This window comes from Pseudomonas gingeri (assembly GCF_013386115.1).
GTDB lineage: Bacteria > Pseudomonadota > Gammaproteobacteria > Pseudomonadales > Pseudomonadaceae > Aquipseudomonas > Aquipseudomonas gingeri.
Genome location: NZ_JACAOR010000001.1, coordinates 478,677 through 503,409, shown reverse-complemented (window position 1 = coordinate 503,409; position 24,733 = coordinate 478,677). Strand labels below are relative to the sequence as shown.

Genomic DNA, 24,733 nt, shown 5'->3' with positions numbered 1-24,733 from the left:
CTTATGGGGGAATTCGTGCGCACCTTGGAATACGCTCAGCCCACAGAGCAGATGAAGCTGACAGATGTCATGGATCTGGACAGTGCTGCATCCATAGAAATTAACCGCTTCCTGACCCGAGAATTGTCCCTGGTCATACAGGATAGGGCGGAGCTGGCTTCTCGGTTTTTACTTGATAGAGATAAGCCTTGGCTGGTTTGCCAGCTGTGCGGGGCCGCTCTTTTGCTGGTGCGTACACAGCATCGTTTCTTCCACTTCCGCCATCACCCGACCATAGAAGGGCTCATTCCGTGCGACATTTCCACCAAGGGAGCGCTCAGCCCAGCTCAGATCACCGCGATCAAGTACAACGCGCAGAAAGAGAGCCAAGCGCACATCCGGCTTAAAGGGATCATTCGCGACAGCTTGATTGCAGATCTCCCCAGGTTGAGAAAGTATGGAAAGGTCAAGCAGTCGCCGACCGAGCCACCTGGCGCAAGCCCGATGTCCAAGTCGCTAGAGGCAATGAGCGGATTGCGTTTGAAGTTCAGCTCTCTACCACGTTTCTGACCGAGATCGTCGGGCGTCGGGAGTTTTACCGAGCTAATGGCGGGTCGATGATCTGGGTATTCCAGAGTTTTGATCCTGGCGCAACCAAGACTGCCGAGGAGGACATTTTCTTCCTGAACAATCTGAACGTCTTCATCGTCAACGATCAGTCGCTAGCGCGATCCAAAGCCTCTGGACGCATGGCATTTGATTGCTGGTACGCAGTCCCCCATCTAACCGGTCGCACCATAGTCAACGAGTGGAAGAGAGCAGAAGTGTTTCTGGACGAACTGACGTTCAGTCCGGAGAAGCAGCTTGTGTTCTATAACGACTACCAAGCACAAAGGGAGGTATTGGAAAGCACGGTAAACACAGACGTGCTGCGCCGCGACTTCCACGCCTTCTGGACGGAGTTTGGCAGAGAGGACACGCCACAGTCCCGGGAACGCTGGGTCGACCTACGCGAGCGTATGGCAATTGCATACCCGGATATCAAGCTTCCGAACTTCCATTGGACAGATCCATTCCAAGGGGCTGTCTCCATTGTGCTGAGCGCGCGTTATGGTCGCCCGATCGGATATCGATTCGAGCGTCTCCTAAACGTCAGCAACCAGGCCTTCGATTCCTACAAACCTTTTTTGCTTCAGTTCGGGTGGACGCTGGAAATCTTTGAACAGAACGAGTTATTGGCCGAACAAGACAAGAAGGGGACTTGGGCGAAGCGACGCCGGATCATCCGCGCTGCACTGCAAAATCGGGATGATGCTTATCGGCCCGATCGGCAATACAATCGCCTGTTCGCATTCTTGGTGCCTGAGCTCAAGGAGCGCCTGATCAACATGCCTGAATGGTGAGGGCGGGGCTTCCCGCTCCGAACTCATGCCAGCGATGAGAAAGGAGCCGACCGGCTCCTTAAAGCAAGTCTCACGCCATCGCAGCAAATATCCCATGCTTTACGACCAACCTTTCCCAAAATCCGGAAGGCTTGGTAGCTCATGGGCTTCGCGCCAAGCTTTGTCAAACAGCTGCGAGCGGGTTTTCGAATACAGAGTGGACGAATGAAAGCCTACTGCTGATTCAAGCTTTCCAGCCTTTCCAAAATCGCTGCTGGAGACCCAGACAGTCTCGGGAGCGACTAACACGACTCTGGCCCCTATGTGAGGGTGTAACGCGACCCGGAGCCAAGGCCTAGCTGCTTTCAGGGATCTGGCCGCTTCAATGCAGTCAGAATGCGCCACTATCCAGATATTCTGAGGACGCTTATCCAGAATGGTTGTTATGTAGTCAATATCCGCCAGGCCTCGGGTCACGATCAGTATCTCGCCTGTGGCCCTGCCAAGTTGACTCAAACGAGTAGCCCAGGTAGACGCACCAATTGACATTTTTGCGTCCGAGCAAGCAAATGCAAAACCACCGTTATCATCGCTAAAAGCCATTTCTTTTCGTGCTCGCTGTTCGGTGCCCAATCGTGGCATGAAAGACCTGCGTGGTCGACCGAGGGAGCGATAACGCAGTCGAGAGAAACCAGACCAGGTCGCTTGATTAATGTCAGCTGTAAATTCAGGTTACGCTGGGGGCATCTCCCGTCAGACCTGATCATTGCAGCTGCGTTCTGTCGCGCCTAGCGATCATGATCCCATTACCGATGCGGTCACTTCTGCACCCACACCTAGGTGTATGCCGTCCGTGCGAAACCGGTCGGATCGGCGCCGGCCCCGAAGGCGTGTCGCTTAGGATGATTCGATTTCACACCACTGAAATGTTTACCAGTACCCAGGTGGTCTACACCTTTGCGGATGCAGATTCCAACCAAAGGCATGGTACAACCCAGACTGGGTTTAATCGCGCGAAAAAAAATGCGTATACAACCGAATATGAATCACTTCATAGGCAGCGATGAGACATGACCACTATCTACATTGATGAAAGCGGCCACAGTGGGGACATGGTAAAAAGCGGCAATGCTTACGACTTCCAAGGCCAGCCCTACTTTGCATTGGCGGGCGTTGGCCTTGAGGACGGAGATGATTGGGAGTGCCGTATCAATGAACTGAGAAGCCGCCATCGCATACCTGACGGTGAACTCAAATCCAAGTCATTGACCGCTAAGCCTAGATTCTCGGCTGAAGTCATCCACGCCTTGCTAGACCGACAGGCCCCGATCTTTGTCGAGGTGGTCGATAAGCGATTTTTTATCTGTACCTGCATCACCTCGTTCCAACTCTTACCACCGTGTCTTGGCTACCCCGAAACCCTGGAGTTTCACTTCATTAGGAACACAGTGGCGGACTTCCTGTATTTTCACGCTTCAGAGCGGGTGCTGGATGCGTTCGTCGCCTCGTGCCTGACCCCAGGTGACGCAGCCCTTTGCGCATCATTCGCTGTGCTACAGGACATGGTGGCAAATCCTGGCCTTACTGGATCGGCAATACAAATTGCGCAAGGCATTGCCCACATTGTGCAGGAGGCAGAAGCCGAGTACCGCAAACGAAGTAATGAAGGCGCGGGGGCCTGGTCAAGATTTCTTCCACCTCCAGACCTCAACAAGCATGCGAAGCAGGTCTGGATGCTGCCAAATCTGACATCATTTTCGAACATCTATGCTCGGATGAATAACTACTTCGGCCGCCGACTGTCGGGTATTCGATTGGTGCACGATCAGCAATTGGAAGTGGAGAACATCCTGCTCCAGGGCAAGCTTCTAGCGGAAAATCTAAGCCCCACCATGGATCTGCCTTACACGCCGCATTCTGACTATCGGTTCGAGGAAGAGGCCAGCATTGAATTTGCGCAGTCGCACGAGGTAGTTGGGGTGCAACTGGCTGATATTGTTGCCGGCACAGTGATGCGTTTCTTTCGTGATACAGACCTCGGTGCGCCAGTATCGAGTGACCTGCGTGAGGCCGTGATGCGACTCATCGATGAGGGTGATGAGCGGACAGGTTACGGCCTCAATCAAGTCGTCGCGACTGCCCGTGTTCACCATGCTAAATGATATTTTCAGTCAAGATGTCCTCCGCGCTGAAGCAGGGATCGCCTAATCCATCGGGGCTTCAAGGTAGTGAAGCATTCAATGCTCTTTCGAAAACGAAGGCGTCACCCTGTAAGCGATGATCCAGTCCTCCAAGCATATTCCGAAGCTCCTGCCGGTAGGTAACCGTTGTGGGCAAACTGGCCCCGTCGATTACAGCGGTGAGGAATGACGATGCAACGGCCGCAATCTTCGGATCGCCCTGGAGTGTTACATGGCTGCGAATAGCGATTGCCAACAACTGCCTTTTGAACGACGCCGACAGCTTTTCACTAGTGATGATGCCCTGCACCATCGAGCCAAGCACCTTCGTGGCCTCTTTGGAGATGTAATAGCGATCAAAATGATCGGCTGAAAGGGTTGCCTGCGGGATTTCTGAATCATCCATGCACGCACACTGCTCAGCCCAATCCGTGGCGATGCTGACTAGGCGAGACAGGAGGTAATGAAAAGGCGTTGGCCATTCCAGGTAGGTTTCTTCGTCGGGTAGCCCAGCCATTTGCTTGAGGATCTCTTTGGCGAACCCATCAAAGTAGTGCAGCCACATATGGTCTTGCAGACCCTGATGGATGCCTTCATGCACCATGATCTCAAAAAGCGTGATGCCCGAATTGATCGGGCAGCGAAATCGACCAGTCTCATAGTAAGAGCCCAGCGGTTCGTTGAGCTTTTCGACCAGTTGTCTATCTTCATCCAATCGGCGGCGTACAGAGTCACCAATGGCAGAATCCAAGCCGATCTTCACCGCCGTGGCTGCATTAGCGAAGAAAAAGCGAAGAAGCCGATTGCTCTCCGGCAGGTACAAGCGGCTTCCGCCATTCAGGTTTTGATTGTTTTTCAGTTCGACGTAGAGTCGGCTTCCTGGCGAGTGGAGGAGGGCATCAATGTAACGTGCAATGAAGTCGGAGCGTATTGCCTCGTCCGCTTCAAGGAGCTTGAGGCAAAAATGCGGGTGGGCCTGCGCCAAGTGATGGGTTAGCTCAGGTGAGGTGACAAGATTCAACAGGATTTCCCGGGCTTGCGTACTAGCCTCGTCCCGAGCCACGCGCCAAGACTTAACTTTTTGCAACACATCACGCCAGTACTTGCGCCCGCCGGATTGGCATTGAGGGGATTCCCCGTTCAGTAGCGCTGCCATGTCGATCTTGTACGTGTCGAGGTGATTAATCCAGCGGACTAGCCAAGATTGCTGTCGTGTCAGGGCGATGAGCTTCGGCAGTTGGGGCTCGACCAACAGTACCAGCTCATCGTAGCGCTTGGTGAGATGCAAATTCTCGATCAACTCACGAAAAACGTGGACTCTACTTCGGACGAGCTTAGGAAACCGGGTTCGCCAGAAGAAGTAAAGAGCAACCGAAAGCAGCAACAGATAAACCGCGCTTGAGCTGTCGAGGCCCCACTTCCAAGGCCCCAGGCTGTAGTACAGCCCAAGTTCCCTCAGTGCAGGGGCGAACACCAAGTAATGGATCAGCAGAAAGACCGAGGCTCCAATAATCCAATCTCCCCAGATCGTGCAGAAGCGAAGTCGAAGCCTGTTCGTTGGGGAAATTAACGCCCATACGGCAGCGATAACGCCCAGGATGGTGAGCAAACTGGTGGTGTCAATTTGAGTTGGAGCCGTCATAGCTTGGTTATTTCTCGTCCATTTTTTAGCTGACTAGATTACATGTGCTTAGCGAAAAACTCACAGACATACATGGGGGCAAGCAATTTTTGCCCTAGAGCACAGCGCGACTGGCCGGCGTTACCTTCCAGAGGAGGCCAGGAACGAGATGTCGCGTAGCTCGATGGCTTGCGCCTAGTAGTACCGTATCTAGAGCAAGGTACTCAGGGTGATTACGTGCTTCGCGGTGGTCGATCAAAAAGAAAAGGGGAGATGGCCTAGGTCAGGTTCAGGAGCGGTAGGGCATCCAGGGTCGGTCGACGGTTCAGTGTACGGATGGCGACGGCGCAGTATCGATCTAGCTTGCCTAAGCTCGCTGCCGGCTAGAAAATACTGACTCAGCGATCATTCACAGCGACCGCATAAGGAGTTTACTCGTGAGCACTTTGCCTCCTGATCAATACGCCCGTTATTTGGAAGTGCTCGATGCAGCAAAGAGTTTTTTTGGTGGCAATCTTGATGCAGCCCTGCGCTGGATGTCACGCCCAGTTAAAGCATTTGGTGGAAAGGCTCCTGCCAGCATGGTCACCACCAGCGTGGAAGCTAAGACTGTCATCGAGTTCATCAGGCGCCTAGAGCATGGGTTTGTGGCCTGAGTGACTGCCAGGACTGCGATGTGGCCGCTGGGCCGATCCAGCGGCCCATGAATGGCAAGCTCCGGTGCCCAGGCTCGGGCCGGGGCAGGTTAATCCTTACTGGGTCAGCCCCCAGCCGTTCTCCGGCTGCACTCAACACTTCAAACGACAGCTAATTCAATATAGGGATATTACATGACCGATAGCAACGAAAAACTAACAGAAGCAATCCGCCAACTAAATTTTAAAAAACTCAAGAAAATCCTTGATCCTCTGCCGGCCACAGAGGAAACCTTCATGAAGTTTGCTCTTCTGTCGTACCATGCCGATACCATTGTACGAAGAAGGCCAGGCGACGATGGATTAAAGAGAGACAAATATCTTGACGATCTTGGAGAGTACTACGAGGGGCGTGGCATAGCCTCAGCGAAAGACTTAATAGAAAAGATGCGCGTAGAGCTTCTAAAAATTGATGCTGGCTATGTGCACATTCACTCCGTTGTCCCTCAAATGGCTTCCGCACAATTTTCTCCGGAACAGCGAATTTCAGGGATGTTTGCTGCATTAAATAACGTGATCAGGACAGCGCTTCAGGATGTTGATACGAAGGCTGAAGCGAGCGCAGGCGTGATGGGGCCAGATCGCAATTTGAAGGACGCAAACGGCAACTCCTACGACCTCCATGCTCTTATACACGGATTATCGATCGCCGGTGGCGACGTGCTGATGCTAGAAGCCTATGGGAACAAATGGTTCGATGATAAAAAACGAATGGTGCTACCTGCATTGGTGCCTGTATCTGAAAGCATCATTAAAGCGGTGGACGCGAACGTATTTAATGCCCACACATGGCGTCTTTGGAAAGATATTGATGAGCGCATCCGCTATCTAGGCGGAAAATTGGAGCAATACTCTCAAGACCTTCCTGCATGGTGCAAAGATATCAAATCGCGCGCACCAGAAGTAAATACAGTCTTCGCATTCCAACCAAAGATCTCAGCAGAGCAGTTTGATGTTTTGGCGAACGAGCGATTCGACACGATCGTCCAACAAAATATTTTAAAGCTATTTATAGAGACCAATGCTGCCCAGGCATTCAAGAGTCCCCGAGAGAATGAACCACTTCCTCCCCAAGGGTATGTATCCTTTGATGAGGCATTTTCTGCATTTGCCTTGAGCCATTTCACAAAAATCGAAAAACTCAACAGTCTTGCAGGAGGCTTATTACTGTCGGAAAGGCTACGAGGATACGCGGTACTGAGGTTACTAATCGTTGAGCTAGAAAAAGAGCAAAATACCTATTTCCCAATAGTTCCCCTTGATCGCTTAACCCAACAGCTTCAGCGTTACGGGCTAACCTCTCAAGTCGCAATGATATTCATCGACAAAGCCACATTTGGCATTGGGAGCAAAGACCTTTACGACCAACCACTGATCAAGACACTCGACGGAAATTATCTCTTATTTGGATGCTCGTTATTTCTTTCCGACCTTACTAAAACAATGCTTTCTGCTTTATCCATTGAAGGAGTGGGCTTCGAAGAAAAAGGTAAAGCTTTTGAGCGGGCGACAATTAGAATGTTACGCGACCATGGATTCGAGGCGCGCACACTCAAGGTTAGGCGCGGAGAAAATAATGAACACGAATTTGATTACGATGTAGCATTCACTTGGGAAGAATACGTTTTCTTTATTGAATGCAAAAATCGCAGCATTCCAATGAGCAATCCTATTCTAATCCACCGTTTTAACGAAGAGATGGATGAGCATGTCAAGCAGGTCGAGCGCCTTCGAAGAGGATTGAATGACTACCCTGACATCTTAACTAAAGACTTCCCAGAAGCCGTAGGGAAGAAGCCAATATTCAGCATACTAAACGCCTTACCTTACTCGATGGGTGAAGTTGAAGGCATATACGTTATTGATGACTCCATTCTGAGCAGGTTCTTCTCATCGCCTACTCTCGGAGTGACTGTTGGGCGGTTGGACGGCAAGGGCCCCCAAGCCCGAGAAGATCTCAAGCGTATCTGGGAAGGATCCTCACCAAAAGTATCCGACTTCATTAAATATTTGTCCGCCCCTCCTCAGATAAAAATTGCTCAACAGTACTATGAGGTCACTGGGAGGATAGAGCGGCTTTCGGTGGAGGCAGCAGCTGCGATCTACAACTTTAGAAGGAAAGACCTGGACGGAGAGGCGCTGTCGGATATCCTGAGAAAATTAGATTAGATAGCCATAGGATTGTATTAACCCGGCAATTAAATACATCGCTCGCCATCATATGAAACCCCTAGAAATTCATATGATTATAAAATATAGCTCCGCAATATTTGTTGCCCTTTCAAATTGCCAGGTTAATAAACAGGCAAGTGCCGAGCATGTTCGCTTATGCTCGGCACAGATCTGCGCTTCGGGAATGGCATACGCTCCTTCTTGTTCTTATCATTCTGGGTCTTTCCAAGATAAGAATGGAGCAACGGGCGTGAATAGGCCTTGGTTGCGGATCCGACCAGGGTAGGGCTCGATTTGCTCAGGATGAGTGGAACGAACACTTCTTAGCCGCTGTGCAGCAAGCCGCTCGCTCGGCGCAGACGAAAACCCTGCCTGGAAGCCCACAGCGCTCAAAGTCCAGGGGCTTGCGCACGAGCAGCTAGGCCAGTACCCCGAAGCAGTCCAGGCCTATGAGGAGGCGCTGGCTTTGAATCCAAAAATTGGCGTTAAACGTAGGCTGGCTTCAGTGGTTAAGCGGTTCAAGGCAGAGTAGCCGTGTGCAGCCTGTAATTCCGCTGCGCTCGATGAAGCGCAAGCCCAAGCCCGGCTTACCCAGGCTGTTTGACCGCCCGAAATACCGGCAACGCAACATCATTCCGGTCAAAAACTAAAGAGGCATCCAATTCAGGTCATAGATTTACTGAGCTATTAGAGGGCCTAAGAGTAAGCGGCCAGCGAACACACCTTCAGAAATCCGGAATTAAGGGCGATGGTGTCCGCCTATTTTTAAGCGGACGCGATCACCCTTATCGCCAGGATTTCCATGCGTCAACGAAGCTCCTATCCCAAACCCTTCAAGGCCCAGGTCGTGCAGGAATGCCTGAAACCCGGTGCCTCAGTTTCCAACGTTGCCATCAGCCACGGCATCAATGCCAACGTGATTCGCAAGTGGCTCCCGATTTACCGTGATAAACCCGTCGCGCCACTTACGGAATGAGCTACTCCATGAGCGCCTACGCGGGCCAGTGTAGGCGGCCACTTCGTGTCCATAGTAGCGACGTTGGCATTACTGCCTGGCCAGCAGCTCGCTCTCGATGATTTCAAAGCTCATCGCAACGACACGAATCGCCAGCTCATAGCCTTTCCATAGGTTCGCCCGATCATTCGGGAGGTCACCGTAGCGCGCAGAGACCTCTGGGTAGATCGAGAGTTCTGCCTCGGTGAAGCCTGGGTTTGGCTTGACCTTCAGGAGCTCCGTCCTCAGCGGTACAAGCCGGTGGCTGAACTGCTTCTGAAGCGTCGCGTCTGTATGCCCCAACTTTAGGATGAGAATAGCCTTGATGGATATCTCCACAGCTAGACGTGAATCCTCCAGGGCCTTCGCACTGGGAGGAGAGCTAAGAAGTGCCGCAGTTGCGCTGGAGAGCTGCCGGGAGGCTGCCATCACGAACTGGCCTACAGCTGATGGGTTAGCCTCATCGAGGCGCCTGATGTTCTCCTCCATCACAAAGACGCCATAGGCGTTGCTGAAGTGCTGTAGGTAGGCTTCAAGCGAGTCAGTGGAGCTGGCCAGGCGCTGAACCAGATAAGGAGGTACGTTCCTGAACTGCTCCAGAGGGAAGATCTGTGGACGGCCATAGACCAGAGGCATTGTGACTTCTACGAAGGCCATGTCCCAGTAGAACGCGGCCCTGCCGAAAGGCTGGCGGACGTGTAACCCATAGGTGGTGTTCCGACTGAACCACTCGCCTATGACTTTGGTTGCCTCACCGCCGAATGCCAGGCTTTGCTGAGACTCAATGCACCACCTGCGCAAGGCCTCGATCGGGCGACGCTCAGGGATCAATCCCTCCTTGGCCAATGTCTCGTTGATTCCTTCAAGCCATGACTCCGTTGGCAGCTTTATCCCTGACACGGCTAGTCCCTCACTCAGATCAAGATGTGAGCGGAATAATCGCACAGGCGCTCGCCATTCTGTCTCAAATTTGCATAGACTCTGGCCACCGAAAAGACGGGAGAAAGCAGGCTCCGCCATCGAGCGACGATCCGAATGAATTGTGCGCAGTCTTCAGAATCCGAGGCTGGCCACTTCACTGTGATCAATTGTCCGGCCATTGGTAACTTGATGATCACTGATGCTTCGGCGGGCCGTTTAGGTGCTGCCTTCAACGGGACAAATGCCGGCGAAGGTGTTGCAGGCTGGTCTCTATAGAGCCGCAGCCATTTGGGGATAACATTGACGTTGATCCCATGTTTGATGGCGAGGATGCCGGCCTGACTTTCGCAAAGAGAGTTGGGCGTATGCTTACGATCCATCAGCGCATCGCCAGATGGGGCGCCATGTTCTGCGGTTAGTCAGCCCTGATCAGGGTTCTGGCTGATAGAGGAAATCCATGTCTTCTGCCCGGAAATTCCACTTTTCAGCAGTTTCTCGGGCGGCTCCGGCGCTGACTAATACCTCGTTGGCTGGAGGAAATAGGCTCGCATAGTGATGAGCGAAATGCCCTATCAACATCAGGATCACCTGCAGATTTCCCGACCCAAGCATGTACTGATCAGCGAGGTAAATCGCTTGGCTACTCTGCATTGCACCGATGAAATCGCTGTGTGCATGGCCGCTGAGGAAAGGGTAGTAGGAGGTGAAGTAGGTTTTGTGTAGCCCTGCGTCCATGGCCAGATCGTTCCAATGCCATCCTACATCCCAACTTCCTTTGCGGAGGCGATCTTGCTGCGCGGCTGTGTATCCTTGGTAGTGCGACGAGCCATGAATAGCAGGCCAAAGTACTGCTGCGTACGATTCAGCGTTCTCGCGGGCCTCCCGCGTATCACCAGTGGTCGCAGCCATCTTGCTTCGCTTCTTCCAGCCGCAGTACTCCCAAACGTTATGTCTGAACGCTCGCAACGACTCATTGCTGCCGCTGAGAAGCCAAGTCATCACCAGATAGTTTTCGAGCGCAGAGCGCGTCAGCACTGCCATTGATGAATGATCGATGAAACTGTAAGGCGGGATGGTCTCGTTACGAAATGGCGAGGGCTCTAAAAGGGTACGCACCGAGCACATGTGCCGAAAAAGCTTCTTGGCTAAATCATGCTGACTGAACATCCACGTCGGGGTGTCGGCTGTCGGGTCGTACTTCTCTGCCTGGGCTGTGATCATCTCTGCCATCAGTCCAATCAAGACTTCGAACTCCCTTTCCAGCTCTTCCGCTCGATGGTACTGCATTCGCGTTTCCCTGAAATGCTCCAAAGCACATGAGTTTAGGCTAGACATGATCTACCGCGAAACTCAATCTGCGGGATTCGAAAGGTAAGGATCTTCGCATTCTCCGACTATCTATCGGACTCAGCCCCGCATCCCCCAAAGCAAATAAATATTCACCCGCTCTGCTGACATCTGGAATGATGGCGACACTGGAAATGGATGCGCCAGGTTGCAGGCATTCCTGAACGACCTGGGCTTTTAACTGTTTCGGATGAGAGCTTCGTTGGCGCATTGAAATCCTGGCGATAAGGACGATCGCGTCCGCTTAAAAATACGCGGATATCATCGCCCTTAAAGCTGGAGTTCGGAAAGTGAGTTCGCCGGACGCTTACGCCCGTTTACCGCTTCGCAGCGATCCGGCAAACAACCAGTTGGAGCGCCCGTGGCCGTGTTTAGTACTCGATCTGATTGTTGTCGATGGATGTGTAATCGATTGCTTTGGCCATGGCTGATCCGTTGGGCACTAGATCGCGCCGAGCCAACATCCAGTCATACAGTGTTTTGATAATTTGCATCATCACGTGATTCAGGTCGTGATGGGCTGGAGCGACAGTCATCTGCATGAGTTTGAAATAGCAGGTGAGAAATACGGGATGCCCGATCCTGATGGCTGGGGGCCGCCGGTGAATCCAGAAGCTCGCAAGACATTGGTCAAAGCGCTGTTCGGTAAAAAGACGTTTGACTACCTCTACGACTTTGGTGACAGCTGGGATCACCGAATCAAAGTCGAGAAAAGGCTACCTGCGCTCACAGCCCCTCAACTGCCGTATTGCATTGAAGGTGCCAATGCTTGCCCACCGGAAGACGTGGGTGGGGTGCCGGGATATGAGGAGTTTCGAGAGGTCATGGCAGACCCTGGGCATCCGGAACACGACGACATGGTGGGCTGGTACGGCGAAATATTTGAGCCGGCGGCATTTAACTGCGAGCGTGTGAATCAGTGGCTTAAGAGGATCAAGGTTTGAGTTGCAAGATGGTGTAGCTCGGACGCTTACGAACGTTCGGCGGTCTACTAGAATGGTTGTTGGCGCTGATCGCAGTGAAGTAACCGGCGGGCTGGAGAGATTGGGATTCTGGTTTTCAGTTCTGCAGGATTTGGACGCCGGAACCCCTGAAAGCTCGAAAGGTGCGAAGGAAGGGAATGCAAGGCCTTGATTTGGGATGATTCTGGTAATTCAAGGCAAATCCCGGTTTTCAGGTACAGGTGACAATTCAAGGACTCGCCATCATAATACACAATTTAACATAATATACATTATGCGTAGTCACAGATACCCACACACCAGCCACCCCAGGCAGGATTTCAAGCCTGGTCACCCCTTATGGACAACCATGCTGCGCCCAGCCTCAATGTGCTGTTCATTCGCCCGAGCTTGAACTGGATGCATCTTCATCCGACCCCGAGTCATCGTCATCGAAATCCTGCTCGATCGCATTGTCTGGTTTTTCCCACACCGGGAGTCGGCTCTGCACGGTGCTACGGTTGGTGCAAGACGAACCCAGGTCGGTCAGCGTCCAGCGCAACCGTCCGTTCTTTCCCTGGTTCCCGGTCATGACGCTGAGTGTGTCATTCACGGCCTGATCCACAGGAACTACCGTGATCTCAACCTTGCCAGCCCATCTCCAGTTGATCTGACCGATGGCGACCCAGATTCCACCTTTGGGGCGATACATCAGGAACATCGAGTAAAGTTCGTCCGCGCTGGCGGTGGTGAAATATGGCTCCCTCGTTATCCCGCCAGCATGAAACTGTCCACGACGGCCCAGCTTCGACCCTGGGGAGTCTTCGGTCTCCAGATTGATCTGGCCGGCGACTGCCGGTTGTTCGCCATAATCCGTACCACCGCATGTGTGCCTGTAACAAAGCGCCTGGTCCAACGCGGGCTTGTCGTATTCGTAGATTTCGCTTTCACCTGTCGCAGTATTGTTCTTCCGCCGGTTGGCTTCGAATGTCTGCAACATTTTGATTTCCCCATCGAAAGCAACCGGGGCGCCACCAAAGTTAATCCTGGCTTTGAACGCTATGCCGGGCTTCCCGATGCCGCTTCCAAGTTCGAACTGAAGCGTATCCTCGTCTCTGTCGTCAGCTCTTCCTCCCACTGAACTCACGCTCAGCGTGGTTGAGCCGATGATGGCCCGCATTCTCACATCGGGCTCATGAATCCAGTAGACCAGGGACACCGTTTCAGTCTGGCCGGCGACACGAACATACAAGGTGACGGCCACGCGTCCGCTGTTGCTCCAGTAGAACGACAGCGTCTCTCCACCTGGCTGTGGCGCGCTTTCATGGTCTGCCGGCACGACGGCGGCGTCGTTCCTGGTCTGTCCATAGTCCTTTACGCATACCGGAGAGCCCGCTCTGTCCTGGGGTGAAAAGACAACTTGTACCCGGGAAACGACACCTGCCGTCGAGGAAAATGTCAGGCACTCACCAGCGCCAATCTTTGCATGCTGAACTTCACTGATCGCGATTGCCTGCGAGTCACGCATAATGGACAGAGTCATGGGCACTTCCCTATAGCCACCAGCAAGATGAAAACATCATTCGCGGGATATGAGGCTAGTAGCGAGTGAGTGCCATTTCAAACAGACTTGCCAGATAACTCAACTAAATGCCTATTTAGTTGAGTTATCTTTGCGACTACCGGGTACCACCCGTTTATTTTGAGTAGGCAACCAATGTATCGGCCAACTCAAGCGGCCGACCATCATCAGAATGTAATTGCAATGGCGCGACTGGACGTCCCCGGACACGGTCCACCAGCGTGGCGACCGGCCCTTCCCCCTCGGCGAAAAGGTTGCGCTCGCCCCACTGCCTCAGGGCAACCATCACATGAAAGAGGTCGCGCCCCAGGGCCGTCAGTACGTACTCCTGATAATTGCCGCCATCTGGCGCGGGAACGGCCTCGAGAATCTCGCGCGCCACCAGCGCCTTGAGCCTGATGGAAAGGATGTTCTTCGGGATCGAAAGGCTTTTTTGAAACTCGTTGAAACGCGTGGAGCCTTCGAACGCATCGCGCAGGATCAGCAGCGTCCACCAATCACCAATCGTATCGAGGGCCCTGGCTATGGCACAGGGCGAGTCTTCAAGACTTTTTCGCTTCACGGATCAACCTAAATAGAGTCGGACAATCAACGGGTTATCCATCAACTGCCGTTAGAAATAGGTTTCACAATAAAACCAGCGTATCGATTGTGCAAGCTGGACGCCAGGCGTGCCCTGCTTCAGCGATAAACCGGCGCCCCACAGGGCGCGCCGGTTGCACCGCCGTCGATCACCAGTTCCTGGCCTGTGACGTTCGAGGAAGCGCTGCCGGCCAGAAAAAGAACGCCTCGGGCAACCTCCTCCGCCTCCCCCAACCTCCCCAGCGGGATCTTGCGCAGCAGCCGCGCCTCCAGAACAGCCATGCTCTCCGGGGTACTCGCGACCGCATCCCAGATGGGCGTCCGGGCAGCCCCCGGAGTGACCTGGTTGACGCGTATGCCCCGTGGCGCAAGCTCGGAAGCCAGCACGCGCGTCATCGATCGGACGGCACCTTTGGTTGCGGCGTACGCGGCGAAGCCGACCGCGCCGGCCTTGGCATGTACAGACCCGTTCAGGATGATCGAGGCGCCTGGATTGAGATACTCGGCAGCCGCCTGCACGGTAAAGAACACGCTGGTCAGGTTGCTCTGCATCATCGCTTCAAACGCCTCGATGGTGGTCTTGCCCAGCGTCGAGGTTCCCGAGATACCCGCATTGGCGAACACCACGTCCAGCCGGCCAAACGTGTCGACAGCAGACTGGACCGCGCGCTCGATGGCGGCAATGTCGGTCACGTCGAGATTGATCGCCATCGCCTGCGGTCCGAGCTCCTCGAGCGCCGCCTCAAGGGTCAGTGGATTGCGCCCGGTGATAACCACCCTGGCGCCTTCGCTGACGAAAAGACGCGCGGTCGCCAGGCCGATGCCACTGTTGCCACCGGTAATGAATGCCGTCTTGCCTTTCAGCTCCATGGGTATCTACCTCTCACTTCGATTGTTCAAGCCTGGCAATGAACGCCCGGCCAAAGCTTTCGTCGGAAAAAGGCTGCTGGCCGGTGACCAGTTCTCTGTCCACCACGACCTTGCTCTTCCACGCCTCGCCTGTTTCCACCCGTGCCCCGGCCTTGGCCAGCGCATCGGCGGCATAAAAGCGCACGCTGCCGCCCAGCTGTTTACCGGCACCTTCAATCTGCTGTTCTTCTGCAGTCGAAAAGGCGGTAAGCCGATAGCCCGAGTACGACCAACCCTTTATCAGTTTCGCTTGATGGGTGGTGTCACCGTCGATGATCGCCTGTTGGAACGCTTCGGGGTCAGGCAGCGCAGAGAGCAGCGCTACCGGGCCATGGCAGATGATCCCGGTGGGTTTCTGTTCCTCATGGAAAGCCATCAGGATATGACCGAGCGTCTTGTCCCTGGAAAGATCCTCCATCGGCGCATGGCCACCGGGAATGAATACCCCGGCAAATCCGTCCACTCCCTCCTTGAGGACCGTGCTCAGCTTCTGCGGGTGTCCAAGCCCTTGCTGGGACCTGACCAGCGTCAGTGCTTCCTGACGTTTCGTCTCGTCGCCCGCAAAGAACATCGGATTATTGGAGTTTTCATCCATTACCGGTGTCTTGCCGTCAGGACTGGCAAAGACAGGCACATAACCGTGATCGATAAGTTGCTTGAGCGGTACCGCCAGTTCATTCAGGAAGTAGCCGGTTTTATAGCGGCCACCCTCGCGCAGGGACAGATGATCGGCGCCCGACATCACCACCAGCACCTTTCGCGGGGCTGCCGGCTCGGCATGCAGGGACGCGGAGACAGAGAGGAATACGCCGAGCACGGCGCTGACTGTTTTCACGATGTTCATCAAGGACTCCAGGAGATTCGGTTCAGACGGGAATGTTTTTGGCTTGTGCCTTGTTGCAGGGAGGGATTAATCCTTGCGGTCCATGCGGCCGACGAGAAAAACCATCAGCACGGCGAGCGCGAGGATCAGGGCGCCAATCCACATGGAGCTGTGCAAGCTGATGTTGTTGACTGCTGCACCCCCGATCAGCGATCCCAGCGCAATGGAGAACTGAAAGACGCTGGTATTGACCGCCTGCGCCGCCTCGGCATCATTGCGAGTGGCGTTGTACAACCAGAGCTGGGTGCCGACAGGAGCCATGCCCCAGGAGATGGCCCAGATACACAGGCTGATGGTGACCACGAGCGCATTCGTGGCGAACAGCGACATGCTCACCAGTGAAACCAGGAAGATCACCACGGTCGCTACAACGGTCAGGTGCAGGTTCCTGCCTGCGAAAAAACCGCCCAGGAAATTGCCGAGCACCGTGGCGACGCCATACACGAACAGCAATGTATTGAGCAGACCGTTATCTACCCGGGTGACTTGCTCGAGGTAGGGCGTGACGAAGGTATAGCCGGAGTATTGACCTGCAACGATGAAGATCACGGTGAGGAAAATAGCCCTGACCTTCGGTGACTTCAGCAGGCCGAAAAAGCTGCTTATTTTTACGCCATGGTCGATCAGGATCTTCGGCAATGCCATCAACTGAATCAGCAGGACGACCACGGCAAGGACACTGGCCGCCATGAACGCGATGCGCCAGTCATAGTGCGCGCCGATGTACGAGCCTGCCGGGACGCTGACCACCGAGCCGATGGAGATGCCGGCAAACACGGTCGACGATGCCGAATGCACTTTCTCCTCCGCGACCAGGCGTGCGGCAGCGGTGACGGAAATGGCCCAGAAACCGCCGACACCGATACCGAGGACAACACGCGCAAGCAGCAGTACCGCGAAACTCGTGGCCATGGCGGCCATGACACTGGAGATGATCAGCAGGACGGTAAACCCCAGGAGGACCAGGCGCCGGTCTGCCTTGCCAATCGACATGGCAGTGATCGGCGCCGCCAGGAAGCCCAATAGCGCCGTGGCCGTGACCGCCAGACCGGCACTGCCCTCGGAAATGCCCAGGTCACGACTGATGCCCGGCAACAACCCCACCGGCAGAAACTCCGTGACGACCAGGGCAAATGCACCCAGTGCAATTGCAAGCACACCGAACCACGAATGGTTCGTTGCATGCGCATTTTCCATTGTTCTAGAAACCATGAGTCATACCCGTGCAAATAGTCCCTGGCTATTCGCGAGGCAAAGCCGCCCCGCTCCCCAGCCAGGGAAAAAACGATTGATTCAGCGGTGCGCAGGCGCGCCCAGGGGACTGCCCGTGGCGCCGCCGTCGACAACGATTTCAGCTGCCACGACATTGGAAGAGTCATCGCTGGCGAGGAACAGGACGACGCTGGCAACCTCCTCCGCTTCGCCAATCCGCCCCAGGGGAATGGTTTTGGAGAGCTCTTTTTCCAGGGCTTCCATTTCGCTGGCATTGGAGGCCAACGGCGACCACACCGGCGTGCGGGCGGCGCCCGGAGTGACCTGGTTGACGCGAATGCCACGTGGCGCGAACTCAGAGGCCAGCACCCGGGTCATGGAACGTACCGCCCCCTTGGTCGCGGCGTAGGCCGACCATTGCGGCCAGCCCATCACGGCGTGAACCGAACCATTGAGGATGATCGATGCCTTGTCGTTCAGGAAAGGTTCGGCGGACTGGACAGTAAAAAACACGCCGGTGAGGTTGGTCTGGATAATCTGGTTGAACTGTTCCAGCGTCGTTTTGCCGACCGGTGTCGTCCCCCCTACTCCAGCATTCGCAAAGACGATATCCAGGTTGCCAAACACCGCCACCGCCTCTTTCACGGCGCGGTCGATGGATTCGACATCGGTGAGGTCGGCGTTGATCGCCAGCAGATTGTCACCCAGCTCAGCACGCGCCCTGTCCAGAGTCTCCTGATTACGGCCGGTGATGGCGACGTTGGCGCCCTCCTCGATGAACAGCCTGGCGGTAGCCAGACCGATACCGCTGTTGCCGCCGGTGATAAATGCCGTTCTGCCCTTCAATTTCATGGTGTCTCCAGGTTCTATAAAAAGACCATAAGGCATCATCACTATGCACATTCCCTTGCGCGAAAACGTGCCCTATGGCGCTGAGTGGCTGATCGATTACGCAGCTATTGGCTAAAAATGAGCCAACGACGCTTTGCCAGGTTTCTTTATGAAACCTGGCAATGTTTTATCAGTATAGGTTCTATAATGCAACCACTCATGCAACCCTGGATCAGGGGTTCATTTCCCCCTAAACACCCCGGTGCCACACCGGCAACCGGACCCGCTTGCATTACAACTTTGTCATTCTCCTGTTCGTCGTCTGTTTGAGTTGCCTTGTTACCTTGAACCCACTGCCAGACAACAGGCAGCCCACTTCAGACAGAGAGATATCGCCATGAAACTGTTCCTGCTCGGATTCGCCGCCCTCCTCGCCACCGGTTCGGCCTTCGCCGGTACCACCGACGCTGCCCCGGTCATTCATGACAAGACCGGCTTCTATGTCGACCTGGACGTGGCGAAAGTCATCTCCACCACGGACCTCTCGGACCAGTGCGGCGTGATTCCGGCGCGTCTCGATTACCTCGATCATCAAGGTCGGGAACATGTGCTGGACTATCAGGTGCAAGGTCACTGCTCGAACGAAAACTGATTGGCCGCCTGATGAATATCAGAGAGCAGTCGAGGCGCAATCGAACCGATGATCGGGCTACACTTGCGCCACCTGCTCAAGGCCATCCGGTCCGCCTTTCACGGATCGGGCACCCGCAAAGAACCTAGGTAATCCCCATGAACATCCTTGTAGTGGAAGACGAGCCCAAGGCGGGCAACTACTTGCTCAATGGCCTGCAAGAGCAAGGGTATTCCGTCAGCCTGGCCCGCGATGGCGTCGATGGGCTGCACCAGGCCCTGGAAACGTCCTTCGATGTCATCGTGCTGGATGTGATGATGCCGAAGATGCACGGCTGGGAAGTCCTGCGCCGCCTGCGCAAGGAAGCCGACACGCCGGTGCTGTTCCTGACCGCGCGGGATGATATCGCCGACCGTATCAAGGGCCTGGAACTGGGGGCTGATGACTATCTGATCAAGCCGTTTTCCTTCGCCGAACTGGTCGCACGCCTGCGTACCCTGACCCGTCGGGGGCCGACTCGCGAAGAAGAGCAACTGCAGATCGACGACCTGCAGATCGATGTGATCAAGCGCCGCGTCACCCGCGCCGGCGTGCGCGTGACACTGACCAACAAGGAATTTGCCCTGCTGCATCTGTTCGCCACGCATGAAGGTCAGGTGCTTTCGCGTTCGTTGATCGCCTCCAGGGTCTGGGACATGAACTTCGACAGCGACACCAACGTGGTGGACGTGGCCGTGCGCCGCCTGCGCCTGAAAATCGACGACCCTTTCCAGGTCAAGCTGATCCACAGTGTGCGTGGCATCGGCTACCGCTTTGATACGCAACCATGAGCCGACGCCATTACTCCCTGACGCTGCGCCTGGCCCTGGTGTTTGTCCTGCTGGCCTTCGCCGTGCTGGCAACCACCGGCGTAGCCCTGTACCGCGAACTCGAGCGCGAACTGATACGCCGCGATGACTCGACCCTGGTCTATCGCATTGACCAACTGCGCAACTTTCTCAACGACAGCAACACGCTGGAGCTGATCAGGACCAAGCCCGTGCTGTTCCAGAACATGCTGGGCAACCGCGAGTCCGTGCTGATGATCGGCGAGTCGGGGCAAGAGCCCCTGCTGGAGGTCAACCCCGCGGATATCGATATTCCCGACCTCACGCCAGTGACCATCAACCATTCCCTGGCGTTGACCGATGTCCAGCATCTGCCCGGCGTGAACGGCGCGCCCTTCTCCGCCATCTCCGCGAACATTGATTCGGGCAAGCTGAAGGTGACCATTGGCCGGCTGATGACCGAACGCACGGCCGTGCTCGCCAGCTATCGCCTGAGCGTCTACGTGCTGGCCAGCCTCGCGGCGATCGTCCTGGCACTGATCGGCTATGTGGTGGTGCACCGTGGCCTCTTGCCCCTCAGGCGCCTGGCGCATCATGCCCACGGTATCGGCATCGGCAACCTGACCGAACGCCTGGACGGCCAGGGTGCGCCCAAGGAGTTGCTGCCGATGATCGACTCTTTCAACACCATGCTCGAGCGCCTGGCCACGGGCTTTGCACAACTGAGCCAGGTTTCCACCGACATGGCCCACGAACTGCGCACGCCGATCAACAACCTGCTGGGGGAAACCCAGGTCGCCATGCAGCAGAACCGCAGCGTCGAACACTACCAGCAGTTGCTCGCCTCCAATGTCGAAGAGCTCGAACGCCTGGCACGCATGCTCGACAACATGCTGTTCCTCGCGCGTACCGATCCGGGCAGCGCCCGTGACCAGCGCCAGGAACTGAATGCCGCCGACGAGCTGGAGCGCGTGGCCGATTACTTTGAAGGGCTGGCGGCGGATGCCGATATCAGCATCCGCGCCGAGGGCGAAGGCCTGATCTGGGCCGAGCCGATGCTGTTGCGCCGGGCCCTGGCCAACCTGTGCGCCAATGCGATCAAGTACGGCGCTGCCGATTCCGAGCTGTTGATCCAGGCCGTACCGTCCGCGGACGGCATCAAGCTGCGTGTGCGCAACCAGGGGCCGACCATCCCGGCGGAACACCTGCCGAGACTGTTCGAACGGTTCTACCGGGTGGATCAGTCACGCGAACGCTCGGCCCAGTCCAACGGCCTGGGGCTTTCGATCGTGGCGACCATCATGCAGTTGCACAGCGGTCGCTACAGCGTCACCAGCGAAAACGGCGTGACCTGCTTCGAGCTGTTTTTCCCCCGGCGGGAACAGTGAGCACTCATGAAACTAAAACCACGGGCGACAAGTCATTAGCACTGCCGAGGTTGATGCCATTCCGGTGACCTCCAGTAGTGAGATAGCTGCCCGTGGTCACTCGACGTCATGATTTTTCCCTGGACGGCCTGAACTTCTTTCTCGCCGATGTCCGCGACGGGCTCGGCCCCTACCTGGCGATCTACCTGCTAGCGGTTCACCATTGGGAGCCCGCCAGCATCGGCCTGGTCATGACCCTCGCAGGGATCGCCGCACTCGTCACCCAGACACCCGCCGGGGCGCTGATCGACAGGACACGCCGCAAACGGGCGATTATCGCGATGGCGGCGTTACTGGTGACGGGCAGTTGCCTGCTGCTGCCGTTCGTGACTTCATTCGCGCTCGTGGCCCTGACCCAGACCATCAGCGCCGTCGCCGCGTCGGTCTTCGCCCCCGCCATAGCCGCCATCTCGCTGGGTATCACCGGTCCCCGGGCCTTCACCCGTCGAACCGGGCGCAATGAAACCTTCAACCACGCCGGCAATGCCTGCGCTGCGCTGCTGGCCGGCGGATTTGCCTATCTGTTCGGCCCGGTCGCGGTGTTCTACCTGATGGCGACCATGGCCCTCGGCAGTGTGATCGCCATCGCTTGCGTCCCGGAAAAGGCGATTGACCACGATCTCGCACGGGGCTTCGACCCGGGCGACGCCGTGCAGGGCAAGGTCCCCTCGGGCTGGTCGGTGTTGCTCACCAACCAGCCGCTGCTGGTATTCGCCGTATGCTGCGCGTTGTTCCATCTGGCGAATGCCGCGATGCTGACGCTGGTGAGCCAGCAACTGGCCCAGGTCAACCTGCAGATGGCGACGCCACTGACCTCCGCCTGCATTGTCGCGGCACAGGTGGTGATGATTCCCGCCGCGCTGCTGGTCGGGGCCAAGGCCGACCTGTGGGGGCGCAAACCCTTGCTCCTGGCGGGTTTCCTGATCCTGCCGCTGCGGGGGGTACTCTATACCCTGTCCAGCGATCCCTATTGGCTGGTCGCCGTGCAGATGCTCGACGGTGTCGGCGCGGGCATTTTCGGCGCGCTGTTCCCCGTGGTGGTCAAGGACCTCACCCACGGCACCGGACACTTCAATATCAGTCTCGGCGCCCTCTCCACCGTGTTCGGCCTGGGGGCGGCATTGAGCAATGGCCTGGCGGGGCTGGTGGTTCAGCAGGCCGGCTACAGCGCGGCGTTTCTGACCCTTGCAGGCATTGCCGCCGCGGCTTTGGTCCTGCTACTGGTGGCCATGCCCGAGACCCTGGCGCCTGCCGGTGGCAAGCCGACGCCAGGCGTCGCCGTCACTCCAAGCCCTGGGTGATCTGGGAAATAAAGCGGCGAATCCACTCATGTTGCGGTTTTTCCTGCTTGGCGATATCCCAGACCATGAAGCATCTGAACGAGGGCACCGCCAGGGGAACCGGGCACAGGGTCAACGCCATGTGCTGGGAAAAGGTCCGGGCCGCGAAGGTCGGGATCGTCGCCACCACGTCGCTGCTCAACAGGGTGGTGAGTGCCCCCGCGAAATGGGTAAAGGACGCGGTCACTTTGCGCGTATGCCCCGCTTTCTCGAAAAGATCATCGATAAAACCACGCCGCCCATCGAAGCAGATCCGCACATGCTCGGCGGCAAAGTAGTCCTCCAGGCTCAACGGCTCCGCTTCTCCGGCTCCCGGCCGGTACAGGCAGGAATAGGACGACGAGAACAATACCTGTGAGGAGTAGTTCGTACTGAAATCCTTCGGCTCGCTGCAAATGACCAGGTCCATCGCCGGATCATGCAGGGCGTTTTTCCAGAGCGAGCTGTTGGTCTGGTGAAACGCAAAGCGGATGCCCAGGCGCTCACGGGACACCGCCTCCACCAGCCTGGGCGCCAGAAATGCCTCCAGGTCGTCGGACATGGCTAGGTTGAAAACGTAGTGCGACTCCTGGGGCGAGAACGCTGCGTCCGCCCCCAGCAGCGCCGACACCGTTGACAGGGCCTCCGCAATCATCGGTGCGATTTCCAACGCCCTGCGGGTCGGCTGCATGCCGGAGCTTGTCCTTACGAACAATTCGTCCCCGAACTGCTCGCGAAGTCGGCGCAAGGCCGAGCTGACCGCGCCCTGCGTCACGTGAAGCACCGCCGAGGCCCGCGTCGCGCTGCGCTCCGTCATCAGACAATGGAATGTCAGCAGCAGATTCAGATCGGTGCGCGAGATATTACGTACGTTAATCCTGCTCATATTTTCTAATCGTTTGCCCCAGGTACCGAGCCATTTCTAGGATGCCGCCACAAGAACACAAAACCAACCCAAGGGGCAGCCTTATGAGCGTGGCACAGGATTCACCAAAAAGGGGATTTACCCCTTCCCGGACAGCGCATGTCGACATGCGTAAACGAGCCGTCGCGGTGGGCATCGGCAACTTCATGGAATGGTTCGACTTCGCGATCTACGGTTATTTCGCCGCGGTGATCGGCGCGCTGTTTTTTCCGTCCGCCGTTGCCGGGGTCTCCCTGCTGTCATCGCTGGCAGTATTTGCCGTCGGTTTTCTCTCTCGTCCCCTCGGCGCCCTGGTCCTGGGGCCCCTGGGCGACAGGCTCGGTCGCCGGGCGGTGCTGATCGTGACCGTTTTCGGAATGGGTGTCTGCACCACGCTGATCGGCTTGCTGCCGACCTATGACGCCATCGGCATAGCCGCCCCTATCTTGCTGATCGTCCTGCGCTTCATCCAGGGGATGATGGTTGGCGGCGAATGGTCAAGCGCGGGGATCTACATCGTCGAGAGCGCCGCGCCCAATCGCCGGGCCACTGCGGCCAGCGTCATCACCGGAACCGCCGGACTCGCCTTTCTGTTCGGCACCTTCACCGCCGCCCTGTTGTCATCGGGCCTGAGCGACGATCAATTGACCGCCTGGGGCTGGCGAATTCCCTTTGTCGCCTCCATCGTCATGACGGGCGTGGCCGTCTTCATTCGGCGCAAGCTCGGGGATACTCCCGTTTACGAAGAACTGGTGAAGCAGCGGGAGTCCATGACCCTGGCCGAGCCACTTCCCGCCGCCAAACGCCGGGCATTCATCACCACCTTCGCGTTCTCGGCGCTGTTTGGCGTGTCGCTCTACTACTTCATCACCTACGCAAACAATCACCTGGTCACCGCGGTGGGCTTGCCCAAGAGCAAGGCCCTGTGGCTGTGCAGCATTGCACTGGTGGTCTACTGCATCGTCAATCCGCTGATCGGACGCCTGAGCGATGCGATTGGTCGCCGCCCATTGTTGCTGTTCGCGGCAGCCGCGCTGACCGTCATGGCCTATCCGATCTTCTGGATGCTCAACAGCGGCAACACCACCCTGATTATCGCCGCCCTGCTCATCTTCGGCGTGCTGGTCGCCATTACCGCGGTCATGGACGTTGTGCTGCTGGTGGAAGTATTCCCGGCGTCGATTCGCTCCACCGGCGCAGCACTGGGCCATAACCTCGCCCTGGCCACGCTGGCAGGCCCCGGGCCGTTTATTGCCGCCGCACTGATCAAGGCCACCGGCGACACCAATATCCCGGCACTGTACCTGGCAGGGGTGTCTGCAATCTGCTTCGTGGTGCTGCTGAGCATTCTTCCGGAAACCAAAGACAACAACATTTCCCAATACTAAGGAGAG

The 24,733-nt window shown here is 56.3% G+C and carries 23 protein-coding genes and 3 pseudogenes; 14 read left to right on the top strand and 12 right to left on the bottom strand.

The window, feature by feature from the left end; translation table 11 throughout:
• The first annotated feature begins 15 nt into the window (after nt 1-15).
• From HX881_RS32710 to HX881_RS02185, 3 genes are all read left to right on the top strand, one after another.
• Nucleotides 16-549, top strand: coding sequence for a DUF7830 domain-containing protein (locus HX881_RS32710; RefSeq protein ID WP_246356427.1), 534 nt, complete (start codon nt 16-18; stop codon nt 547-549).
• The gene (locus HX881_RS32705; RefSeq protein ID WP_484573273.1) at nt 513-1,382 is read left to right on the top strand and encodes a DUF6035 family protein; all 870 of its coding nucleotides are present in this window, start codon (nt 513-515) and stop codon (nt 1,380-1,382) included. The genes HX881_RS32710 and HX881_RS32705 overlap by 37 nt, the downstream gene beginning before the upstream one ends.
• A 1,049-nt stretch (nt 1,383-2,431) precedes the next feature.
• Complete coding sequence (locus tag HX881_RS02185) at nt 2,432-3,523, top strand: DUF3800 domain-containing protein (RefSeq protein ID WP_177082471.1); 1,092 nt, start codon at nt 2,432-2,434, stop codon at nt 3,521-3,523.
• Nucleotides 3,524-3,581: 58 nt separating this feature from the next.
• Here HX881_RS02185 and HX881_RS02180 read toward each other — a convergent pair whose 3' ends face one another.
• Entirely contained in the window at nt 3,582-5,183 is a 1,602-nt protein-coding gene (locus HX881_RS02180; protein WP_177082469.1) for a hypothetical protein, read from the bottom strand.
• 416 nt (nt 5,184-5,599) lie between these two features.
• Between HX881_RS02180 and HX881_RS02175 the strand changes: the two genes are divergently transcribed.
• The 5 genes and pseudogenes from HX881_RS02175 (at nt 5,600) to HX881_RS02155 (ending at nt 9,005) form a co-directional block, all read left to right on the top strand.
• A complete protein-coding gene (locus HX881_RS02175; protein ID WP_177082467.1) occupies nt 5,600-5,818 on the top strand; it encodes an antitoxin Xre/MbcA/ParS toxin-binding domain-containing protein in 219 nt (72 codons plus the stop codon).
• 174 nt (nt 5,819-5,992) lie between these two features.
• Nucleotides 5,993-8,026, top strand: coding sequence for a hypothetical protein (locus HX881_RS02170; protein WP_177082465.1), 2,034 nt, complete (start codon nt 5,993-5,995; stop codon nt 8,024-8,026).
• A 310-nt stretch (nt 8,027-8,336) separates the two neighbouring features.
• Entirely contained in the window at nt 8,337-8,561 is a 225-nt protein-coding gene (locus HX881_RS33050) for a tetratricopeptide repeat protein (protein ID WP_177082463.1), read from the top strand.
• A gap of 1 nt (nt 8,562) precedes the next feature.
• Nucleotides 8,563-8,664: pseudogene (locus HX881_RS02160) on the top strand (IS5/IS1182 family transposase); the annotation flags it as partial.
• A 167-nt stretch (nt 8,665-8,831) separates the two neighbouring features.
• On the top strand, nt 8,832-9,005 hold the full coding sequence (locus HX881_RS02155; protein ID WP_177082461.1) for a transposase: 174 nt from the start codon (nt 8,832-8,834) through the stop codon (nt 9,003-9,005).
• 69 nt (nt 9,006-9,074) lie between these two features.
• Here the strand turns inward: HX881_RS02155 and HX881_RS02150 are convergent, their stop codons facing one another.
• The 4 genes and pseudogenes from HX881_RS02150 to HX881_RS02135 form a co-directional block, all read right to left on the bottom strand.
• Nucleotides 9,075-9,923: a hypothetical protein gene (locus HX881_RS02150; protein WP_177082459.1), complete on the bottom strand. Its 849-nt coding sequence runs from the start codon at nt 9,921-9,923 to the stop codon at nt 9,075-9,077.
• 14 nt (nt 9,924-9,937) lie between these two features.
• Nucleotides 9,938-10,324 carry a hypothetical protein gene (locus HX881_RS02145; protein ID WP_177082457.1) on the bottom strand — a complete coding sequence of 129 codons (387 nt, stop codon included), beginning with the start codon at nt 10,322-10,324 and terminating at the stop codon, nt 9,938-9,940.
• 49 nt (nt 10,325-10,373) lie between these two features.
• The gene (locus HX881_RS02140) at nt 10,374-11,231 is read right to left on the bottom strand and encodes a DUF5677 domain-containing protein (RefSeq protein WP_177082455.1); all 858 of its coding nucleotides are present in this window, start codon (nt 11,229-11,231) and stop codon (nt 10,374-10,376) included.
• A 370-nt stretch (nt 11,232-11,601) separates the two neighbouring features.
• Nucleotides 11,602-11,779: pseudogene (locus HX881_RS02135) on the bottom strand (IS66 family transposase); the annotation flags it as partial.
• A gap of 6 nt (nt 11,780-11,785) precedes the next feature.
• Here HX881_RS02135 and HX881_RS02130 point away from each other — a divergent pair.
• Nucleotides 11,786-12,235 (top strand): annotated as a pseudogene (locus HX881_RS02130) (plasmid pRiA4b ORF-3 family protein); the annotation flags it as partial.
• Nucleotides 12,236-12,629: 394 nt separating this feature from the next.
• On the opposite strand, the gene HX881_RS02125 reads toward HX881_RS02130, so the two are convergent.
• The 6 genes from HX881_RS02125 to HX881_RS02100 form a co-directional block, all read right to left on the bottom strand.
• Nucleotides 12,630-13,775, bottom strand: a complete 1,146-nt coding sequence (locus HX881_RS02125) for a hypothetical protein (protein ID WP_177082453.1) — start codon at nt 13,773-13,775, stop codon at nt 12,630-12,632.
• A gap of 154 nt (nt 13,776-13,929) precedes the next feature.
• On the bottom strand, nt 13,930-14,376 hold the full coding sequence (locus HX881_RS02120) for a winged helix-turn-helix transcriptional regulator (protein WP_177082452.1): 447 nt from the start codon (nt 14,374-14,376) through the stop codon (nt 13,930-13,932).
• 119 nt (nt 14,377-14,495) lie between these two features.
• Complete coding sequence (locus HX881_RS02115) at nt 14,496-15,266, bottom strand: SDR family NAD(P)-dependent oxidoreductase (RefSeq protein WP_177082450.1); 771 nt, start codon at nt 15,264-15,266, stop codon at nt 14,496-14,498.
• A gap of 13 nt (nt 15,267-15,279) precedes the next feature.
• Nucleotides 15,280-16,149 (bottom strand): type 1 glutamine amidotransferase domain-containing protein, encoded by an 870-nt coding sequence (locus HX881_RS02110; protein ID WP_177082448.1) that lies wholly within the window; start codon nt 16,147-16,149, stop codon nt 15,280-15,282.
• Between the two features lie 66 nt (nt 16,150-16,215).
• Complete coding sequence (locus HX881_RS02105; protein ID WP_343054623.1) at nt 16,216-17,346, bottom strand: MFS transporter; 1,131 nt, start codon at nt 17,344-17,346, stop codon at nt 16,216-16,218.
• Between the two features lie 135 nt (nt 17,347-17,481).
• Nucleotides 17,482-18,252: an SDR family oxidoreductase gene (locus HX881_RS02100; protein WP_177082444.1), complete on the bottom strand. Its 771-nt coding sequence runs from the start codon at nt 18,250-18,252 to the stop codon at nt 17,482-17,484.
• 376 nt (nt 18,253-18,628) lie between these two features.
• Here HX881_RS02100 and HX881_RS02095 point away from each other — a divergent pair, with 376 nt between their 5' ends.
• The 4 genes from HX881_RS02095 to HX881_RS02080 all read left to right on the top strand — a co-directional run bounded on the left by HX881_RS02095 (nt 18,629) and on the right by HX881_RS02080 (nt 22,417).
• Nucleotides 18,629-18,883, top strand: a complete 255-nt coding sequence (locus HX881_RS02095) for a DUF2790 domain-containing protein (RefSeq protein ID WP_017126450.1) — start codon at nt 18,629-18,631, stop codon at nt 18,881-18,883.
• Between the two features lie 137 nt (nt 18,884-19,020).
• The gene (locus HX881_RS02090) at nt 19,021-19,692 is read left to right on the top strand and encodes a heavy metal response regulator transcription factor (protein WP_177082442.1); all 672 of its coding nucleotides are present in this window, start codon (nt 19,021-19,023) and stop codon (nt 19,690-19,692) included.
• Nucleotides 19,689-21,077 (top strand): heavy metal sensor histidine kinase, encoded by a 1,389-nt coding sequence (locus HX881_RS02085; protein ID WP_177082440.1) that lies wholly within the window; start codon nt 19,689-19,691, stop codon nt 21,075-21,077. The genes HX881_RS02090 and HX881_RS02085 overlap by 4 nt, the downstream gene beginning before the upstream one ends.
• Nucleotides 21,078-21,169: 92 nt before the next feature.
• On the top strand, nt 21,170-22,417 hold the full coding sequence (locus HX881_RS02080; protein ID WP_177082438.1) for an MFS transporter: 1,248 nt from the start codon (nt 21,170-21,172) through the stop codon (nt 22,415-22,417).
• Here the strand turns inward: HX881_RS02080 and HX881_RS02075 are convergent.
• Nucleotides 22,398-23,321 carry a LysR family transcriptional regulator gene (locus HX881_RS02075; RefSeq protein WP_042935410.1) on the bottom strand — a complete coding sequence of 308 codons (924 nt, stop codon included), beginning with the start codon at nt 23,319-23,321 and terminating at the stop codon, nt 22,398-22,400. The genes HX881_RS02080 and HX881_RS02075 overlap by 20 nt on opposite strands.
• Before the next feature lie 146 nt (nt 23,322-23,467).
• Between HX881_RS02075 and HX881_RS02070 the strand changes: the two genes are divergently transcribed.
• The gene (locus tag HX881_RS02070) at nt 23,468-24,727 is read left to right on the top strand and encodes an MFS transporter (RefSeq protein WP_245223005.1); all 1,260 of its coding nucleotides are present in this window, start codon (nt 23,468-23,470) and stop codon (nt 24,725-24,727) included.
• The last annotated feature ends 6 nt before the right edge of the window (nt 24,728-24,733 follow it).

Bases quoted from the DNA above. Each gene is read 5' to 3' on its own strand.
- HX881_RS02185 (WP_177082471.1), top strand. From the start codon at position 2,432: ATGACCACTATCTACATTGATGAAAGCGGCCACAGTGGGGACATGGTA.
- HX881_RS02180 (WP_177082469.1), bottom strand. From the start codon at position 5,183: ATGACGGCTCCAACTCAAATTGACACCACCAGTTTGCTCACCATCCTG.
- HX881_RS02170 (WP_177082465.1), top strand. From the start codon at position 5,993: ATGACCGATAGCAACGAAAAACTAACAGAAGCAATCCGCCAACTAAAT.
- HX881_RS02155 (WP_177082461.1), top strand. From the start codon at position 8,832: ATGCGTCAACGAAGCTCCTATCCCAAACCCTTCAAGGCCCAGGTCGTG.
- HX881_RS02145 (WP_177082457.1), bottom strand. From the start codon at position 10,324: ATGGATCGTAAGCATACGCCCAACTCTCTTTGCGAAAGTCAGGCCGGC.
- HX881_RS02140 (WP_177082455.1), bottom strand. From the start codon at position 11,231: ATGCAGTACCATCGAGCGGAAGAGCTGGAAAGGGAGTTCGAAGTCTTG.
- HX881_RS02125 (WP_177082453.1), bottom strand. From the start codon at position 13,775: ATGACTCTGTCCATTATGCGTGACTCGCAGGCAATCGCGATCAGTGAA.
- HX881_RS02115 (WP_177082450.1), bottom strand. From the start codon at position 15,266: ATGGAGCTGAAAGGCAAGACGGCATTCATTACCGGTGGCAACAGTGGC.
- HX881_RS02110 (WP_177082448.1), bottom strand. From the start codon at position 16,149: ATGAACATCGTGAAAACAGTCAGCGCCGTGCTCGGCGTATTCCTCTCT.
- HX881_RS02100 (WP_177082444.1), bottom strand. From the start codon at position 18,252: ATGAAATTGAAGGGCAGAACGGCATTTATCACCGGCGGCAACAGCGGT.
- HX881_RS02095 (WP_017126450.1), top strand. From the start codon at position 18,629: ATGAAACTGTTCCTGCTCGGATTCGCCGCCCTCCTCGCCACCGGTTCG.
- HX881_RS02090 (WP_177082442.1), top strand. From the start codon at position 19,021: ATGAACATCCTTGTAGTGGAAGACGAGCCCAAGGCGGGCAACTACTTG.
- HX881_RS02085 (WP_177082440.1), top strand. From the start codon at position 19,689: ATGAGCCGACGCCATTACTCCCTGACGCTGCGCCTGGCCCTGGTGTTT.
- HX881_RS02075 (WP_042935410.1), bottom strand. From the start codon at position 23,321: ATGAGCAGGATTAACGTACGTAATATCTCGCGCACCGATCTGAATCTG.
- HX881_RS02070 (WP_245223005.1), top strand. From the start codon at position 23,468: ATGCGTAAACGAGCCGTCGCGGTGGGCATCGGCAACTTCATGGAATGG.